Here is a 17618-nt window from a genome sequence, read left to right on the forward strand (position 1 = left end):
CGTTATAATATCTGAGAAAAAAATGGAATGTGAACGCAGGTCGCAAAGCGACTGCGTTCATGAGCAAGTAGCGAAAGCGGATTGCGAATGTCCGCTTTACCTGTAACATAAAAGATGGAGGATTTTAGTACATGAAAAAGACAAAAGGAACAAATGCGTCTATTTTCGAGTTAAATGGTATTCCGCAGTTAAGCAAAGCACTTCCGCTGGCTTTGCAGCATGTGGTGGCTATGATCGTTGGATGCGTGACCCCGGCTATTATTGTGGCAGGAGTGGCAGAACTAGAGGGTACAAACCGTGTTATGCTGATTCAGTCGGCACTGGTAGTTTCTGCACTTTCCACATTTTTACAGCTGTTCCCAATCGGATCTAAAAAGGGATTCCGCCTGGGGGCCGGATTACCGGTCATCATGGGAACCAGTTTTGCTTATGTGGCAAGTATGCAGGCTATTGCGGCAGATGTAGGCATTGCAGCGATATTCGGAGCACAGATCATCGGCGGTATCATCGCGATGATCATCGGATTTTTTATTGATAAAATCCGCAAGGTGTTTCCGCCGCTGGTAACAGGAACTGTTGTATTTACCATCGGACTTTCTTTATATCCGACTGCTGTTAACTATATGGCAGGCGGTGCATCCAGTGGAAATTACGGACATTGGACCAACTGGCTGGTAGCAATTATCACACTGGCTATCGTTACATTTTTGAATCATTTTACCAAAGGATTTGTAAAACTTGCGTCTATTCTGATTGGTATCATCTGCGGTTATATCATTGCAGCATGTTTTGGTATGGTAGATCTGACTGCAGTGGCACAGGCAAGCGTTTTTCAGATGCCGCAGATCATGCATTTTGGTATTCAGTTTGATCCGTCCTCCTGCATTGCCATTGGATTATTATTTGCCATCAATGCGATTCAGGCCATCGGCGATTTTACGGCAACAACAACTGGTGGTATGGACCGTGAGCCGACAGATAAAGAATTAAAGGGTGCTATCGTTGGATATGGATGCACCAATATCATTGGAGCTTTCCTGGGTGGTCTTCCGACGGCTTCCTATAGTCAGAATGTAGGTATCGTTACAACTACAAAGGTTATCAACCGTTCTGTTCTGGGAATGTCTGCAGGTATTCTGTTGATTGCCGGTCTGGTGCCGAAGTTTTCCGCGTTGTTGACAACAATTCCGCAGTGTGTCCTTGGTGGAGCAACTATTTCTGTGTTTGCATCTATCGCAATGACAGGTATCAAGCTGATCACAAGTCAGCCGATGAGTTATCGCAATACCTCTATCGTGGGATTGTCTGTGGCACTTGGTGTTGGTGTGACCCAGGCTTCTGCATCCCTCGGAATGTTTCCGGCATGGGTGACAACCGTATTTGGTAAGACACCGGTTGTTATTGCAACCGTAACTGCAGTATTTTTGAATCTGGTGCTGCCGAAAGAGAAAAAAACGGAAAAATAAATGCCTGACGGAATGTCAGACTAATAAGAAGGAGTTCTCGCAGATTGGCGAGGACTCCTTTTTATGATAAAATATATTCCGTATAATCAAGATTTGGGGTCAAAAGATGCCGTACGAATTGTTCCGTACTTCGTACTCCCACAATTCTACCCAATATTCGCATATCGTGAAGCTGACGCTCCACTTTTATGCTCATATCGGGGCGGGTCATTAAGCCATAAAACCACTCCTGTGCAAGCACATCGTGGTTTCAGGCTTTTGACCCTGGCATCATCATATAATGTGTATGACAAAAGGGGATTTTTCCATGATATATTTTGATAATGCAGCAACGACCAGACAGAAACCGAATGAAGTTGTACAGGCAGTTACGGAGGCACTCTGCTTGCTTGGAAATGCAGGAAGAGGGGCACACGAGGCGACATTGCAGGCTTCCCGCACGATTTACGATACAAGACGGAAACTGGCAGAATTTTTCCATGCGGAAAGCCCGGAGCGTATGGTGTTTACCGGCAACGCGACAGAGAGTCTGAATATAGCCATCAAGGGATTATTAAATCCGGGAGACCATGTGATCACCACACAGCTGGAGCATAATTCCGTGCTCCGTCCGCTCTATGAAATGGAAGAAAAGGGAGTGGATCTGACCATTGTAAAAGCGGATGTGCAGGGCAGATGTTCAATAGCGGATATGGAGGCAGCAATCCGACCGGAGACAAAAGCCATTATTTGTACGCACGGATCGAATGTCACCGGAAATCTGGTGAATATTGCGGCAATCGGAGCAATGACGCAAAAGTATGGAATTCTTTTTGTGGTGGATGCGTCACAGACAGCAGGCGTATTTCCTATTGATGTGCAGGCGATGCATATTGATATTTTGTGCTTTACCGGGCACAAAAGCCTGCTTGGCCCCCAGGGAACCGGCGGGCTCTATGTCAGAACCGGTCTGCAGCTTCGACCGTTAAAGAGCGGAGGCAGCGGCGTGCAGACGTACAGCAAAAAGCATCCGCAGCAGATGCCGACGGCGCTGGAAGCAGGGACGTTAAACGGACATGGCATTGCAGGGCTGGATGCGGCCCTGGATTACCTGAAGCAGACAGGAATGGACGAAATCCGTGAAAAAGAACAGACGCTGATGTGGCAGTTTTATGAAGGTATCCGAGACATTTCAGGTGTAAAGATTTATGGTGATTTTTCACAGAAAAACCGGTGTCCCATTGTATCCTTTAATATCGGGGATTATGATTCCGCAGAGGTCAGCGATGAACTTTATGAAGGATGGGAGATTTCCACCAGACCGGGGGGACATTGTGCACCGTTGATGCATGAGGCACTTGGGACAGTGGAACAGGGCGCTGTGCGGTTCAGCTTTTCCCATTATAATACCGAACAGGAAGTAGAGACAGCGATCGAGGCAGTGAGAGAACTGGCAGAAGAGTGAGCAATTATGAACAGTTCACTCGCGCCATTCGCCAAACGCCCTTTCAGGGCTTCTCCGTAGCGATGCTGCTATTTTGGCTCATGATATGGCGCTTCCTTTATCACAATGTATTTGGATAACTCCTCATGCAAGCATGATCGTTATCCAGAATACATGTGATAAGAGAACTGTTTTCGGCACAATGTAGAAAACATAGTTGGGAATCTTCCTAATTATGGGAAAATCGGAGAAAATGGAACTTTGTCAAAAAAATAACTTGTCAGAGCGGTAAAATTAAGGTATTGTATAGCATGGATATGAAAGATATCGTATTGGTATCATGCAAAAATATTTAAAATCCATGCATTTTACAGGATGAAAGCAGTTGAAAATGAATTTTATATCGTGAAAAAGATTCATTTTTAAAGGATGAAACGTGAAATGGAGCATATAAAATGGATTTATTTGATTACATGAGAGAACAAAATAAGGAAAAAGAATCGCCACTGGCATCCAGACTTCGTCCGACGAAACTGGAAGAAGTAGTGGGACAGCAGCACATCATCGGCAAAGATAAATTGCTATACCGTGCCATCAAAGCGGATAAGCTGCAGTCAGTTATTTTCTATGGACCTCCGGGAACCGGAAAAACGACACTGGCAAAGGTGATCGCACAGACCACCAGTGCAGAATTTATGCAGATCAATGCGACTTCTGCCGGCAAGAAGGACATGGAAGCAGTGATTGAAAAGGCAAAACAGCTGCAGGGGATGTACGGAAAACGTACGATTCTGTTTATCGATGAGATTCACCGTTTTAACAAAGGCCAGCAGGATTATCTGCTTCCGTTTGTGGAGGACGGTACCGTGACACTGATCGGTGCCACTACGGAGAATCCGTATTTTGAGGTAAACGGAGCGCTGATCTCCCGATCCATTATTTTTGAATTAAAACCGTTGGAGAAAGAAGATATCAAGACGTTGCTGCATCGTGCCTTAGAGGATATGGAAAAAGGTATGGGAGCCTATCGTGCAGTGGCGGATGAAGAGGCACTGGAGTTTCTTGCTGATGTATCAAACGGGGATGCCCGCAGCGCATTAAATGCTATTGAACTGGGAATCCTTACCACAGAACGCAGTGCAGACGGGCTCATCCATATCACGCTGGATGTGGCTTCCGAATGTATCCAGAAGCGCGTGATCAAGTATGATAAAAATGGTGACAGCCATTATGATAACATTTCCGCATTTATCAAAAGTATGCGGGGGTCTGATCCGGACGCAGCGGTCTACTATCTGGCAAAAATGCTGTACGCCGGGGAAGATGTGACATTTATTGCCCGGAGAATTATGATCTGTGCATCGGAAGATGTGGGAAATGCAGATCCGAACGCCCTGACCGTGGCAGTCAGCGCAGCCCAGGCAGTGGAGCGTCTTGGAATGCCGGAGGCGCGGATCGTGCTGGCACAGGCCGTCACTTATGTGGCGAGCGCACCAAAGAGCAATGCGGCCTACCTGGCAGTGGACAAAGCACTTTCCGTTGTCAGAGAGTCGAGAACCGCACCGGTTCCAACGTATCTCTGCGATGCCCATTACAAAGGTGCTGGGAAGCTTGGACGAGGCATCGGATATAAATATGCCCACGATTATCCGAATCATTATGTGGAACAGCAGTATCTGCCGGATGCATACAAAGATATGAAATTCTATGAGCCGACAGAAAATGGTTACGAACAGACCATACGGGAATATTTTAAAAAAATCAAACAGGAGTAAATTTTTGTCAAATCTCCTTTTGAATATAAAATAAAAAGAAGTTGTAAAAAATGATTTAACAATACACAACAGGAGGAAAAATCAATGCAGTCTTATCAGGAAATGAGCAGAGAGGAATTATTAAGAGAGAAAGAAAGCCTGGAACAGCAGTACAAAGAAATCTGCAAAAAAGGCTTGAAACTGGACATGTCCAGAGGTAAACCATCCAAAGAGCAGCTTGAGCTGTCCATGCCGATGATGGACGTTCTGACCAGTGAGACTCCGCTAGTCAGCAGAGCCGGTACAGATATCCGTAACTATGGTGTGATCGATGGTATCACCGAGGGACAGGAATTCATCGCAAGCTTAGTCGGACTCGGTCCGGAAGCATATGATAATGTCATTGTTTACGGAAATGCAAGTCTGAATATCATGTATGACTGCATTTCTCGATCCATGATGTTTGGTGTAAACGGAAGCACACCATGGTGCAAACTTGACAAAGTAAAATGGCTCTGCCCGGTTCCGGGATATGACCGTCACTTTGCCATCACAGAGTGCTTTGGCATCGAGATGATCAACGTACCGCTTTACGAAGACGGTCCGGATATGGATATGGTAGAAAAATTAGTCAGCGAAGATGACAGCATCAAAGGTATCTGGTGTGTGCCGAAATATTCCAATCCGATGGGAACTTCCTACTCTGACGAGACTGTCCGCAGACTGGCCCGCTTAAAACCGGCAGCAGAAGACTTCCGTATTTACTGGGATAACGCTTACTGTGTACATGATTTGTATGAGGACAAAGCAGATCAGATCCTTGAGATCCTCGGTGAGTGCGAGAAAGCCGGAAACCCGAACCTTCCGATCGAGTTCTGCTCCACATCCAAGATCACATTTTCCGGTGCAGGTGTATCCGGCCTGATCACAAGTCTTGAGAACAAAGCAGATATCCTGAAACGTCTGACCATTCAGACCATCGGATTTGACAAGATTAATCAGCTGCGTCATGTGAAATTCTTAAAGGATATCGATGGCGTAAAAGCACATATGGCAAAACATGCAGCAATCATCCGTCCGAAATTTGAGATGATCCTGGATCGTTTTGAGGAAGAACTGAAAGGTCTTGGCGCAGGAAGCTGGATCCGTCCGAATGGTGGATATTTCATCACCTTCAAGGCAAATGAAGGATGTGCAAAGAACATTGTTGCAAAAGCAAAAGAGGCCGGTGTTGTACTGACAGGTGCAGGCGCACCATACCCATACAAAAAGGATCCGAAGGATTCCGTGATCCGTATTGCTCCGACACTTCCGCCGATGGAAGAACTGAAAGAGGCATGCGAGGTATTTATCGTTTGTGCAAAACTTGCAAGCGTGGAGAAACTTCTGGAAGCATAAGAAAAGTTATGATATACTTACTCCGTAATGATGAATTTTAGAGGAGGACATAAAATGTTAAAAGCAGGAATCAAAGGGGAACAGAGCGTAGAGGTTGTATATGAGAATACCGCAACAGCAGTAGGAAGCGGCGTACTGGAAGTATTCGGAACACCATGCATGCTTGCATTAATGGAAAAAACAGCAAGCGAGAGCGTAGCTCCCTATCTGGAAGAAGGCTGCGGCAGCGTTGGTACACAGGTAACTATCAGCCATGTAGCGGCAACTCCGATTGGAATGACTGTTCGTTGCGAGACAGAGCTTACAGAAGTAGACGGTCGCCGTCTTGTATTTAAAGTAGCGGCTTATGATGAAGCTGGTCTGATCGGTGAAGGCACACATGAGCGGTTCATCGTACAGAACGAGAAATTCCAGACAAAAGCAAACAACAAACTTGCAAAATAACTGAAATAGCGAAATCAAGAACTCCTTCTGTGCACGACTAGTGTTCACAGAAGGAGTTTTCGATTTCGCTTTCATAATGTCACAATAAGATACATAAGAACAGGCATTCTATTTTTTGATCCGGATCGCAGCTACCGCACAGTCATCAGAAGCCTGACGGATACGGTCAGCCATTGTATCGGGAATTTCATCCATCAGGATATCGATGCAGTGATCCTTGTAATTTCTTGTGACATGCTCCCACCACTTAAATCACAGATTTTGAAGTGAGGGCTTCTTGCTCAATGGCTCTACTGAGCCAAGTATCTACAAGCTATCCTCGCGTGCCCCGCGATTCATTTTACCCAGTTATGGGATATTTTCATTGTCTGGATACAGACACTTCCCATTTATCCTGCTAACAACATACGACGTGCTTCTTCACGTATATTGATTGCCGCATTCAGATCCCGATCTATCCGATTTCCACATGTACAAAGATATACTCTGTCCGAAAGTTTCAGTTCTTTCTTTATATGGCCACATTTACAGCATTTTTTACTGGAAGGAAAAAAACGGTCTACACGTACCAATTTCTTTCCTCTCCATGTCAGCTTATATTCCAGCAATTCCCGAAACTTTCCGTAACCGTTATCCATGACACTTTTTCCAAAATGCATACACTGGCTCATTGCTTTCATATCAATATCTTCTACTGCAACAACATCATATGCCTCTGCTATTTCATGACTCAGTTTATGCAGGAAATCTTTCCTCTGGCTTCGGACTTTTTCATGACATAATGCAACACGTTTTTTCTGTCGGTAATAATTATTGCTTCCTTTCACGCAATGGGATAACTTTCTCTGTTCCCTTGCCAGCCGCTCCTCACTTTTTCTGAAGTATCCTTCATTTTCCTTCTGTATATCTTCAGAAAACACAGCCATCCCATGCATTGCATAGTCAATCCCAAGTATCTTTGCATTTTCATAATCAAATTCTTCTGCTTGGTTTTCACAGTCAGATTTTTCATATAATAGGCTTGCATAATACTTTCCGGACGGTTCCATACTTATTGTTACGGATTTCAGGCAATATTCTGCCGGAATGTCCCGATGTTTTTTCATACGGATCCATTTCAATTTTGGAAGTTTTATCCGATGATCCTCTGCCTGAATATTTCCATTGACCACATTTGTCGTATAGCTCTTTCTGCTTTTGTGCTTTGATTTGAATTTTGGAAAGCCAATCTTCGGATCCCTGAAAAAATTCTTATATGCCTTTTCCAGATGCAGCTGTACATTTGCAAGTGCCAGGGAATCCACTTCTTTCAAAAACGGATATGCTTTTTTATACATCGCCGGTGTATTTCGCAGCATTTTTTTCGATGCTTCATATTCCCGTATCTTATCATTCAACATCTGATTATATAAAAAACGACAGCAGCCAAATGTTTTTGCGAGCAGAACTTCCTGTTCTCTGTTTGGGTATATCCGAAAACGGTAAGCTATATTCATCTTTTTTTCTCTCCCTGCGTCTCGATATAATTACGGATAACATCAATCGGTGCCCCACCCGCTGTCAACAGGCAAAAACTCTGGCTCCAGAATGCTTCCTTCCAAAGTCTTTCCCTGATCTGTGGATATTCCTTTTTTAACAACCGGCTGCTTGCACTTTTATACGCATTGATAAATTTGCTGAGTTCTGATTTTGGCTGTGCCCGAAACATAACATGCACATGATCAACATCATGATTCCATTCTTCCAGTGTGATTCCATAATCAGGTGCAATACGTTCCCAGATCTCTTTTGCACGTTCCGAAATCGGATCATCTATTACGTTTCTTCGGTATTTTACAACCATGATCAGATGATAATACATCAAATATACTGAATGTGCATTATGATCCATTTTGTCCATATAATCAGTCCTTTCTATCATTTCGACTGATTATAGTATACCACACTTCGCACTGTAGAACAAGTGTTCTGCTTTCTTTTTCTGCAATTCATCTCCCACCTGTAGAGGAGAATCCTTGCTAACTTTTGTTAAAAAGATCCGGATAGAGGTCTTCGCAGATTCCACATCGGATACAGTAATCAGCAATTTCAATTTTCAATTTTTACAACCTCCTTTGACGTATGCGGCAGCAGAATCACCGGCTAAGAGACCGGATGGCATGGAACCGTGTACATTACCGCCTGCATTGGATGGATCTCCGTACAGACTTCCGACAGCCATATCACCGGCGCCATAAAGTCCCTGGATCGGAAGATTATCTTCATCCAGAATCAGGAAACAGCACATATTTGTATTGTTTCGAATGATGGCAGTGGACATAGCGGTATTAAGCCATAAAACCACTCCTATGCAAGCACATCGTGGTTTCAGGCTTTTGACCCTGACATCATTATAAATTTACTATAGCATAACTTGACAAATGAAAATATTAGAATATCATAAAAGTAATCTATAACTTAAAGTTATAAAGGGGAGAGACAGTTATGGTGAATTATAATAAATTGTACTATTTTTATATTATTACATTGCGTGGCAGCATGAATCAGGCAGCGCAGCAGTTATACATCAGTCAGCCTGCGCTCAGTAAGTCAGTCAAGGATCTGGAAGCATTTTTTGGGGTCTCACTTTTTGATCGTGAGAAACGGAATTTGATGTTGACGCCTGCCGGGGAAACATTGCGCAGGGAATGTGTGCGGATTTTTTCCGGGGAAGAGCATCTGCTGCATCAGATGCGGCAGTTTCAGGATGATACGCAGAAAACGCTGCGATTTGGGTATATGATTTATAAAGAAATCTATGAGATGCAGGAAGTGTTTTCAGGATTTGAAAAAGAGTACCCAAATGTACATCTGAAAGCAAAATCATATATTGAACGGACAACGCTGACGGCAGATCTGATGGCAGGAAAGATTGATGTTGGTCTGAAATTATTTACATTGGAGGATGTGATTCCTGAACTGGACTATCGCATTTTGGAGGAATCACATTTAGCTGTGATCATGAATGAAAATCATCCATTTGCAGAGAGAAAAGAATTACATATGTCAGAATTGGCAGGTGAAAAATTTGTATTTTTGGGAAAAAACAGTTCTTCCAGTGAATATAACAATACACGGGAATGGTGCCAGCGCTGTGGATTTGAACCGAATATCGTTGAATGTTTTGATCATGTGGGGATGGTGCTGATGATGGTAAAAAGCGGATTTGGTATTACGATTTTATCCGACCTGGCGCCAATGGATCATATGACGGGACTTGTGACAGTGCCTCTGGTCAACGCACCGGTATTTTGCAGTGGATTGTTCTGGCGCAAAGACAGAGTGGATCTGGGAACGCTCCAGTTTGTAGATTATTATTGCAGTGTAGTGAAAGATAGGCATTCTTGAACAGATGAAAAAATATTAAAAGAAAAACCACTGTCTCAGCGGCTTTCTTTTAATGTCGGAATCGTTCCATACAGCATATGGCGTTTCATCATGGTTGTGATCTGACTTGCTGAAACAGTGTCACTGTGAGAAAACCACCAGCGGACGGTGACGAGAAAATTATTTACCAGCAATTTTGCATACCAGTCGGCAAGCTGCTTTCGTTCTGCTGAGATGGTCGGATGATTCAGAATTTCAGCTTCTACTTTGCGGGCACCGGCGTTCATCATTTCATCAAAGACATTTCTTCCAAGCAGGTTTTGATTCCACAGAATTTCCAGTCGGCACTTTTGTGAGGACAGGCGGATCAGTCCATCCTGCAGGGACCGTGTATGCACCTCATCCTCAATATTCATGTGGAGAAAATCCACTTCCATATGTTCCGCAAAATCCTGAACAATATCGTCCACAATTTCATCTCTCAGTGTGTATTTGTCAGAAAAATAGCGATAAAAGGTAGAACGGTTGATCCGTGCATGTTCCGCAATCTGCCCTACGGTTAGCTGAGAGAAGTCCTCTGTTTTCAGACATTCAAAAAAAGTCTGGATAATCAGTGATTTCATTCGTTCTGCGCGATGATCCATAATGTTTCCCCCATTATTTTATTCATGTACGTTCAGTGTTTTATCTTGAAAAATGCCGGGCGTACATTGCTATAATAGAATCATAGCATGATTTTTTGTATTTATCCAGATGCAATGCGACAAAAATGCTTTAAATATCGCAATATAAAACAGTGAAAAATAAGCTGGTGTTTGAAGAATATGGGCGGATTCTGATACAGTTTAGATAACAGAAAGAGCTTCCTGTTCATAGAAAAAATCACTCAGAAAAGATTGTTATGAGCATGAACACAGGCAGGACATATTATTTGGTACTTACATCAGATATTTGAGAAAGGACAAGGTAAGAGATTATGGCAGAAAAAAATCAGTATTTTCCACATTTGTTTGAGCCGTTAAAAGTTGGTTCAAAGACAATTAAGAACCGTATTGAGGCAGCGCCGGCTTTATTTGCATTCGAGCATTATATCGAACTGAATCCGGATCCGTTTGGCTATACCACACCGGTTCCGGAGCGTGCGTTCCGTATGCTGGAGGCAAAGGCAAAAGGAGGGGCAGGAATTGTATGTCTGGGTGAGTTAAGCCCGAATCATGAGTATGACAAACGGTTTCCGTTTGAACCGTATCTTGATTTTACATCCAGATCAGATAAGCAGTTTGAAATTATGAAGGAAACTGCGGAGATGATCAAAAGCTATGGGGCATTTCCGATGGGCGAGCTGCTTTCCTGCGGTGAAATCAAGACAAATATCGGAGATGGTATCAATCCGAAGGGACCATCTGAGAAAGATCTTCCGGATGGCTCTCATGTGGAGGCGTTTACAAAAGAAGAGATTTTAAGCTGCTATCAGGATTATGTAACTGCATGTAAATGGTTTCAGGCAGCAGGCTGGGAAGGCATTATGATCCACTGCGGACATGGCTGGCTTCCGGCACAGTTCCTGTCTCCGCAATACAATAAACGTACCGATGAGTATGGTGGATCTTTTGAAAACAGAGCAAGATTTACTGTTGATCTGTTAAAAACTGTTCGTGAAGCTATGGGACCGGACTTCGTGATCGAGATCCGTGTCAGCAGCTCTGAGCATTTACCGGGCGGATTAGAGCTGGAAGATGCTGTAAATTATTGTAAACTGTGTGAGCCATACATTGATATGATCCATGTCTCCTGTGGTCATTACCTGAGTTCTTCCAGAAGTTGGGAGTTCACAACTGCTTATGCACCGCATGGTCCGAATATTGAACCGGCAGCTGTTATCAAACAGAACGTATCCATTCCGGTTGCGGCAGTCGGCGGCATCAATTCTCCGGAACAGGCGGAAGAGGCAATCGCGTCAGGAAAAATCGATATGGTATCCATGGGACGTCAGTTCTTTGCAGATCCGGCATTTCCAAACAAGGCAAAAGAAGGGCATGCAGATGAGATCCGTCGCTGTCTGCGCTGCGGAAGATGCTATCCGGGTCCGTCCGGCGAGCATGAAACAGAGATCTGGACGGTGAAATTCCCACCACTGGATTCCTGTACCATCAATCCATATGATGTATGGCCGGCATCTCATCATAAAGTCCTTCCGGACCGCATGCCGAAACCGGAAGCAAGCCGTAAGGTATTGGTAGTAGGCGGCGGCTGTGGCGGTCTGCAGACAGCGATCACAGCATCAGACAGAGGTCATCAGGTAATCCTGTGCGAAAAATCCGGAGTATTAGGCGGTCTGATCAATTTTACGGATCATACGGATCATAAAGTAGATATCAGAAACTTCAAAGATCTGCTGATCCGCGATGTGGAGAAACGTCCGATCGAAGTAAGATTAAACTGTGAAGTAACACCGGAACTCATCAGAGAAATTGCTCCGGAAGCAGTTGTACTGGCCGTCGGATCCGATGATCTGATCCTTCCAATCGAGGGAATTGAAAATGCGGTAACAGCAATGGACGTATACAGCAATGACTTTGCAGGTCTTGGAAAGAGCACCATCGTACTCGGTGGCGGTCTGGTTGGCTGTGAGGCAGCCGCAGATTATATTGATCACGGTGTAGAGACAACGATTGTTGAAATGAAAGGTGCGCTGATGCCGGAGACAACCGGTCTGTACCGTACAGCTGTACATGATTTCATCGACAAAAACGGCGGCAAATACGAAGTAAATGCAAAAGTTGTCAAAGTTGGCAAAGATTTTGTGGTAGCGGAACAAGATGGGAAAGAGATTACCATCAAAGCAGATTCTGTTGTCAATGCAATGGGACGCCGTGCGCATGCGACAGAAGCACTTGAGACAGCTATCAAAGAAGCTGGTATTCCGGTATGGAAGATCGGTGACTGTGTCCGTGCGCGTCAGATCGGTGATGCGGTAAGAGAAGGCTGGACCGCAGCAATGGAAATTATCTAAATACATAAAGAAAAAAATCATACGCTGATTTTTATGGGATGATGCTCCCGCATTGGATTTTTCAATGCGGGAGTTTTTTTGATAAGACCAGGGTGTCACCCCCTAAAAAAATCTTGATATGAAAAATCCATTGACAGAAAAACAAATTGTATATAAAATAATACATAAGAATGTATACAAAATACGATATATATGAGGTATAAAAAGTTCATTATAAATATATAGAGAAACGAGGGATAAAAAATGGACGAAATAAGTTTGAAAGCGCTTGCCAAAATTAACCTGGGACTGGATGTGCTTGGAAAACGTGAGGATGGATATCATGATGTGCGTATGATCATGCAGACCATTCACCTGTATGACCGTGTAGAGATTAAAAAGACACGTTCTCCGCATATCCATGTGGAGACAAATCTGTATTATCTTCCGGTAAATGAGGACAACCTGGTATACCGTGCGGCAAAACTGATGAAGGACGAATTTCAAATCAAGGAAGGTGTCCGCATCGTACTGCAGAAGTTTATTCCGGTGGCAGCCGGTCTGGCCGGTGGAAGTTCCGATGCGGCAGCTGTACTGGTAGGTATGAACCGCATTTTTAATCTGGGATTGAAGCAGAATAAACTGATGGAGCTCGGACTGAAGATTGGAGCAGATGTACCGTTCTGTATCATGCGCGGCACGGCACTGGCAGAAGGAATCGGTGAAAAACTGACCGCATTGCCGCCGATGCCAAAGTGCCCGGTACTGATCGCAAAACCGGCGATCTCTGTATCTACCAAGACTGTTTATGAGGGGTTGAAATTGTATGACGGTATGGAGCATCCGGACATCGACGGTGTTATGGAGAGCATTCAGCAGAAAGATTTAAAGGGCGTAGCTTCCCACATGGGTAATATTCTTGAGACCGTGACCATTCCGATGTATCCGGTGATCAAAGATATCAAGAAACTGATGATGGACAACGGTGCACTGAATGCCATGATGAGCGGAAGCGGACCGACCGTATTCGGTTTATTCCCAAATGAGAAGGAAATCCGCCGGGCATATGATGCATTAAAGCAGTCCGGTCTGGCAAAAAATGTATATACATCAGACATTCATAATAACCGAAGATAAACACGGGAAAGAGGGGGAAACAGACTATGACAGATAATTTGGAATTACAGATGGATGCTTATCTGCCGCTTCGTGATGTCGTGTTCCAGACATTGCGCGGAGCGATTTTGAAAGGTGATCTCAAACCGGGCGAGCGTCTGATGGAATTACAGCTTGCATCCAAACTGGGCGTAAGCCGAACACCGATCCGTGAGGCTATCCGCATGCTGGAGCAGGAAGGCCTGGCTGTTACCATTCCGAGAAAAGGTGCGGAAGTGGCTAAGATGACAGAAAAAGATATGGAAGACGTACTGGAGATCCGTCTTTCACTGGAAGGACTGGCAGTCCGTCTTTCCTGTGAAAAGATCACACCGGCAGCATTGCAGGAACTGAAAGTAGCCATGGAAGATTTTGAAGCAAAAACAAGAAGTGGCCAGTTCGTAGAGATGGCAAAAGCTGATGTGAAGTTTCATGAGATTTTGTATAAAGCATCCAATAATCCGAAATTGCAGCAGCTGCTGAACAATCTGAGAGAGCAGATGTATCGTTATCGCGTGGAATATCTGAAAGATGATTCTATTTATCCAAGATTGATCGAGGAGCATCAGAAAATGTATGATGCGTTGAAATCCAAGGATTCCAAGCTGGCGGAATCTTATGTGGAGCGCCATTTGCATAATCAGGCAGAAGCGGTGAAAAAAATCATCCGTGAGCAGGAGTAGGAATAAAAATCAAAAATATGTGTATAGTAAAGGGCAGACGAGGGTCTGCCCTTTTGATTTTGTAATCCATAAAATAAATGAGGTAGTGGTATGCAGGAACAGGCAGTTTCAAAACAGTTAGATGAAAATATTGCATGGTGGAAACAGCAGTTTTCCGATTGTGCGGATATCAAGATGCGTCCTATGTGTCTGGGCAGGGATATGAGTATCCGTGCATTTTTAAGTTATATTGAAGTTACCGGCGGGAAAAACATGATGGAAGATTCGGTGCTTGGCAAAATGCTGAACCGGCTGAATGTTATGGAACCGCAGCAGGTGTATGCAGTACTGCAGGAAAACGGACTGGGAGTTTCGGATGTCACACCTTTTGCACAGATGTCGGAAGCGGCAGGCGGGATGCTGACCGGTGATTCGATTCTGTTTGTGGATGGATTTGACCGGGCACTGAAGATTCCGGACAAGGGGTACCCCGGCATGTCTTTGCAGAAGACCGAGTCGGAAAAAGCCATCCGTGGCAGTAATGAAGGGTTTGGCGATTCCATCAAGCAGAATACAGCACTGATCCGGAAACGACTGCGCTCTGTGGATCTGAAAGTGGCAGAGTGCAAGTGTGGCAGACGCACCGGTACGAATGTGGATATTATGTATCTTGACGGAATTGTCCGGCCTGAAATTGTGACGCAGATGCAGCAGCGGCTGGCAGCATTTGAGATAGATGGTATCGGGGACAGCGGTGTCATCGAACAGCTGACGGAAACGCAGTGGTTTTCACCATTTCCGCAGTATCAGACCACGCGGAGACCGGATCGGGCCGTGATGGCATTGCTGGAGGGAAGAGCCGTACTGCTGGCGGATAACTCTCCCGAGGTGCTGATTTTTCCAACCGATTACAATTCTTTTATTAAGACGACGGATGACTATTATACGAGATGGGAGATTGCAACATTTACCAGAACGCTGCGGTATGTGGCAGCATTTCTGTCTATGATCCTGCCTGGGTTATATCTGGCGATGACAAATTTTCATACGCAGCTTCTGCCAACCAAGTTACTTCTTTCCTTTGCTGCAGCCAGACAGGGGGTACCTTTTCCGGGAGTGGTGGAGGTGCTGCTGATGGAGCTGTCGTTTGAACTGCTGCGGGAGGCCGGGGTGCGGCTGCCCGGAGCCATGGGAAATACCATTGGAATCGTGGGCGGACTGATCATCGGACAGGCGGCGGTAGATGCCAATATCGTCAGTCCTATGGTAGTGATCGTGGTGGCATTTACAGCACTGTGTTCTTTTGCTATCCCAAATGAGGATTTTGCTACGGCATTCCGCCTGTTGAAGTTTGTCTTTATCGGATTATCGGCAGCACTTGGTTTTTACGGATTTCTGCTCGGGCTGCTCATTCTGCTGATTCATCTGGCACAGCTGGAAAGTTTTGGCATGCCGTATCTGATGCCGTTTGTGGGGGCTGATCTGAATGATTACCGGGATGAACGGGACTCTTTGGTGCGACCTCCGCTGCAGGCACTGACACACAGACCCTTTTATGCGAATCCAAAGAATCGTGTACGGTTGCGGATGAAATATAAAAACAGATGATAAACTGAGAAGTGTAGCATGGGAAGGGATATGATACGAATATCCTTTTCCGTCTGACTGGAACAGATGCACAGAAGTAATAAAAATGAAGATATAGATAGAAAGGAATGGGCGGATGCAGGAACCGTATTTTATGAATAATCAGAAAATATCTGCCCGGCAGGTAAAACGGACATTGACGCTGGAACTGCTTGGCATCAGTACGTTGCTGCTTCCTTCGCTTGTGGCGACAGACAGTGGCGTGGATGGCTTTTTTGCACTGACAGCGGGCGGTGGCGGTGCATGGCTGCTGCTGAAATTCTGGCAGAAGCATTTCAGACAGCAGGATTTTTCACAGCGATTAGAACAGATGTCAGGTTGTGTACGCGTATGTATACAGGTGATTTATGGTATGGGATTTCTGGGACTGGCGGGCTTTGTGTTTTACGTCATGGCTACGCTGATGGAACAGCAGCTATTGGGAAATGACTGGGAGCCAATGATTCTGCTGACGCTGGCGGCAGCGGCATTTTTCGGACTGGTGCGCGGACTGGAAAACCGGGTGAGAGTATATGAAGTGCTGTACTGGTTTCTGCTGATTCCATTGCTGGTGATCCTAGTGATTGCCTGTGCCGGCATAGAACCAAATGCATGGACACCAGTGGCAGCATCAACACTTCCGAATTTTATAAAAAGCAGTTATGTGAGTTTTTTGTTTTTCTCCGGAGCATCCTTATATGTGCTGTTTCTGAAAAGCTGTCAGAAAAAAGAACAGGCATATGCTGGCACACGGCATGCACTGCTTGTGGTACTGGGTCTGAATCTGGTAATCTATCTGATCCTGCTCGGCGTATTCCGCACAGAACTGCTGGCGCACCGCAGATGGCCGGTCATCGATCTCATGGCAGTGGTGAAACTGCCGGGAAACTTTCTGGAACGGCAGGATGCACTGATGGTGGGAATCTGGTTTTTCTGTTTGTTTGCATTCCTGGATTCCATGCTGTATTATGCGGTGGATTTTTTTGCGGGAATCCTTTGTTTTCAGAGTAACCGATCGATACAGGCAAAAGAAGAAAAGGCAGAAAGCGGGATCGGACCGAGAACGGAACAGGTAGAAATGACAGCGGAAAATAAAACCAATACGAAAAAAATCGTGCTCACGGCAGTACTGGTGTGTGCAGCGGGATGCATCGGAAGTTTTCTGCTGCACAGGGAAGCTGCTGCCCAGCGGATATTTCACGCTTATTTGTATGGTGTACTGCCGTTGTTGTTGATTCTTCCGGTCTTTTGCGGAGGCAGAAAGCAAAATAGGAGCGAGTCAGAGGCGATAGCGGAAATGGATCATAGCCGCAGGCAGAGAAATTTTTGAAA

At 44.9% G+C, this 17618-nt stretch carries 15 protein-coding genes; 11 read left to right on the top strand and 4 right to left on the bottom strand.

Going from position 1 to position 17618, the window contains the following annotated elements; translation table 11 throughout:
• Positions 1–131 precede the first annotated feature (131 nt).
• From ACIRUQ_RS02125 to ACIRUQ_RS02145, 5 genes are all read left to right on the top strand, one after another.
• Positions 132–1466: a uracil-xanthine permease family protein gene (locus ACIRUQ_RS02125; protein WP_055290935.1), complete on the top strand. Its 1335-nt coding sequence runs from the start codon at positions 132–134 to the stop codon at positions 1464–1466.
• Between the two features lie 307 nt (positions 1467–1773).
• The gene (locus tag ACIRUQ_RS02130) at positions 1774–2910 is read left to right on the top strand and encodes an aminotransferase class V-fold PLP-dependent enzyme (RefSeq protein ID WP_082432891.1); all 1137 of its coding nucleotides are present in this window, start codon (positions 1774–1776) and stop codon (positions 2908–2910) included.
• Positions 2911–3344: 434 nt separating this feature from the next.
• Entirely contained in the window at positions 3345–4664 is a 1320-nt protein-coding gene (locus ACIRUQ_RS02135; protein WP_021739655.1) for a replication-associated recombination protein A, read from the top strand.
• Positions 4665–4748: 84 nt separating this feature from the next.
• Entirely contained in the window at positions 4749–6041 is a 1293-nt protein-coding gene (locus tag ACIRUQ_RS02140) for an aminotransferase class I/II-fold pyridoxal phosphate-dependent enzyme (protein ID WP_022035884.1), read from the top strand.
• Positions 6042–6095: 54 nt separating this feature from the next.
• The gene (locus tag ACIRUQ_RS02145; RefSeq protein ID WP_044963940.1) at positions 6096–6485 is read left to right on the top strand and encodes a thioesterase family protein; all 390 of its coding nucleotides are present in this window, start codon (positions 6096–6098) and stop codon (positions 6483–6485) included.
• Between the two features lie 389 nt (positions 6486–6874).
• Here ACIRUQ_RS02145 and ACIRUQ_RS02150 read toward each other — a convergent pair whose 3' ends face one another.
• From ACIRUQ_RS02150 to ACIRUQ_RS02160, 3 genes are all read right to left on the bottom strand, one after another.
• A complete protein-coding gene (locus ACIRUQ_RS02150; protein WP_055290930.1) occupies positions 6875–7981 on the bottom strand; it encodes an RNA-guided endonuclease TnpB family protein in 1107 nt (368 codons plus the stop codon).
• The gene (tnpA, locus tag ACIRUQ_RS02155; protein WP_055196676.1) at positions 7978–8385 is read right to left on the bottom strand and encodes an IS200/IS605 family transposase; all 408 of its coding nucleotides are present in this window, start codon (positions 8383–8385) and stop codon (positions 7978–7980) included. The genes ACIRUQ_RS02150 and tnpA overlap by 4 nt, the downstream gene beginning before the upstream one ends.
• Before the next feature lie 195 nt (positions 8386–8580).
• Complete coding sequence (locus ACIRUQ_RS02160) at positions 8581–8829, bottom strand: hypothetical protein (RefSeq protein WP_147597853.1); 249 nt, start codon at positions 8827–8829, stop codon at positions 8581–8583.
• Positions 8830–8969: 140 nt separating this feature from the next.
• Here ACIRUQ_RS02160 and ACIRUQ_RS02165 point away from each other — a divergent pair, with 140 nt between their 5' ends.
• A complete protein-coding gene (locus ACIRUQ_RS02165) occupies positions 8970–9872 on the top strand; it encodes a LysR family transcriptional regulator (RefSeq protein ID WP_021737814.1) in 903 nt (300 codons plus the stop codon).
• A 35-nt stretch (positions 9873–9907) separates the two neighbouring features.
• On the opposite strand, the gene ACIRUQ_RS02170 is transcribed toward ACIRUQ_RS02165, so the two are convergent.
• The gene (locus tag ACIRUQ_RS02170) at positions 9908–10495 is read right to left on the bottom strand and encodes a TetR/AcrR family transcriptional regulator (RefSeq protein ID WP_022035341.1); all 588 of its coding nucleotides are present in this window, start codon (positions 10493–10495) and stop codon (positions 9908–9910) included.
• A 332-nt stretch (positions 10496–10827) separates the two neighbouring features.
• On the opposite strand from ACIRUQ_RS02170, the gene ACIRUQ_RS02175 reads away from it, so the two are divergent.
• The 5 genes from ACIRUQ_RS02175 (at position 10828) to ACIRUQ_RS02195 (ending at position 17616) form a co-directional block, all read left to right on the top strand.
• On the top strand, positions 10828–12864 hold the full coding sequence (locus ACIRUQ_RS02175; protein WP_055291133.1) for an FAD-dependent oxidoreductase: 2037 nt from the start codon (positions 10828–10830) through the stop codon (positions 12862–12864).
• A gap of 243 nt (positions 12865–13107) precedes the next feature.
• On the top strand, positions 13108–13980 hold the full coding sequence (gene ispE / locus ACIRUQ_RS02180; RefSeq protein WP_022035339.1) for a 4-(cytidine 5'-diphospho)-2-C-methyl-D-erythritol kinase: 873 nt from the start codon (positions 13108–13110) through the stop codon (positions 13978–13980).
• 26 nt (positions 13981–14006) lie between these two features.
• Entirely contained in the window at positions 14007–14681 is a 675-nt protein-coding gene (locus tag ACIRUQ_RS02185) for a GntR family transcriptional regulator (RefSeq protein WP_055291135.1), read from the top strand.
• Positions 14682–14771: 90 nt separating this feature from the next.
• On the top strand, positions 14772–16268 hold the full coding sequence (locus tag ACIRUQ_RS02190) for a spore germination protein (RefSeq protein WP_022035337.1): 1497 nt from the start codon (positions 14772–14774) through the stop codon (positions 16266–16268).
• Positions 16269–16401: 133 nt separating this feature from the next.
• Entirely contained in the window at positions 16402–17616 is a 1215-nt protein-coding gene (locus ACIRUQ_RS02195; protein ID WP_172679916.1) for a GerAB/ArcD/ProY family transporter, read from the top strand.
• Positions 17617–17618 lie beyond the last annotated feature (2 nt).

The sequence above is a fragment of the Eubacterium ramulus genome (genome assembly GCF_045002895.1).
GTDB lineage: Bacteria > Bacillota > Clostridia > Lachnospirales > Lachnospiraceae > Eubacterium_I > Eubacterium_I ramulus.